This window comes from Sandarakinorhabdus sp. (assembly GCF_040398645.1).
Taxonomy (GTDB): Bacteria; Pseudomonadota; Alphaproteobacteria; order Sphingomonadales; family Sphingomonadaceae; genus Sandarakinorhabdus.
This window is the reverse complement of the sequence record NZ_JBBATR010000125.1, coordinates 1-1,065: the sequence shown is the minus strand read 5'-3', so window position 1 is coordinate 1,065 and position 1,065 is coordinate 1. Positions and strand designations below refer to the sequence as shown.

1 protein-coding gene and 1 tRNA gene are annotated in these 1,065 nt (G+C 69.1%); one reads left to right on the top strand and one right to left on the bottom strand.

What is annotated here, in order from left to right; all coding sequences use genetic code 11:
- Position 1: 1 nt before the first annotated feature.
- Positions 2-76, bottom strand: a tRNA-Val gene (locus ABWP50_RS13540).
- 119 nt (positions 77-195) lie between these two features.
- On the opposite strand from ABWP50_RS13540, the gene ABWP50_RS13535 reads away from it, so the two are divergent.
- Positions 196-1,065, top strand: a complete 870-nt coding sequence (locus ABWP50_RS13535; RefSeq protein WP_353218510.1) for an N-formylglutamate amidohydrolase — start codon at positions 196-198, stop codon at positions 1,063-1,065.

The window sequence follows — 1,065 nt, the reverse complement described above, 5'->3', positions numbered from 1 at the left end:
ATGGTGGACGCGGCAGGGATTGAACCTGCGACCCCTGCGATGTCAACACAGTGCTCTACCACTGAGCTACGCGTCCACGAACCGCGCCTGTTAGTGGCAAGCGGGTGGCTTGGCAAGCCCCGCCGGCGGCTGCAAATGCACCCGCCGCGTCAATTGCCGCCTTTGCGCGGCGTAGCGGCTGGCCTAGCAAGGCCTATGGTTCAAAATGCTTCCATCGTGCCGCCATGGCGGCTGACTGGCGATGCCGATGGCCGCTGGCCGCTGCTGCTCGCGTCCCCGCACAGCGGGCGCCATTATCCGCCGTCGCTGCTGGCCGGGTCACGGCTGGCGCTGATGCAATTGCGCCGGGCCGAGGATGCCTTTGTCGATGCGCTGCTCGATGGCATTGCCGGCGTGCCGGTGATCAGCGCCGGCTACGCCCGCTGCTGGCTCGATCTGAACCGCGCCGCCGAAGAACTGGACCCGGCGATGTTCGATGGCCCGCTGGCGGTGCCAGTGACGGTTTCAGAGCGGGTTCAGGCCGGCCTGGGCGTGATTCCGCGCCTGGCCGGTCATGGCCTGGAGATCAACGCCCGCCTGCTGCCGGCAGCGGCTGCGGCGGAGCGGCTGGCGGCCGTGCACAAGCCTTGGCACGACCGCCTGAGCGGCATATTGGCCGCCGCCCGCCATCAGCATGGCACGGCATTGCTGATCGATTGCCATTCAATGCCCTCCCCGGCCGGGCCGCGGCCGCCGCAAATCGTGCTGGGCGATTGCCATGGCCGCAGCGCCCGGCCCGATATCATGGCCGCCATCGAAGATCATTTCCGGCGCTACGGCTGGCGCGTGGCGCGCAACAGCCCCTATGCCGGCGGCCACACCACCCGCCGCCACGGCCAGCCAGCCAGCGGCATCCACGCCGTGCAGATCGAAATTGACCGGGCGCTCTATCTCGATCCGCACCGGCTGGTGCTGCACGCCGGCGCCGCGCGCGTGCGAGCCGCAATGACCGCGCTGGTGCAGCGCCTGCTCACCGATTGGCCGCGCCTGTCGGCGCCGGCGGGATTTGCGGAAGCTGCTGAATAA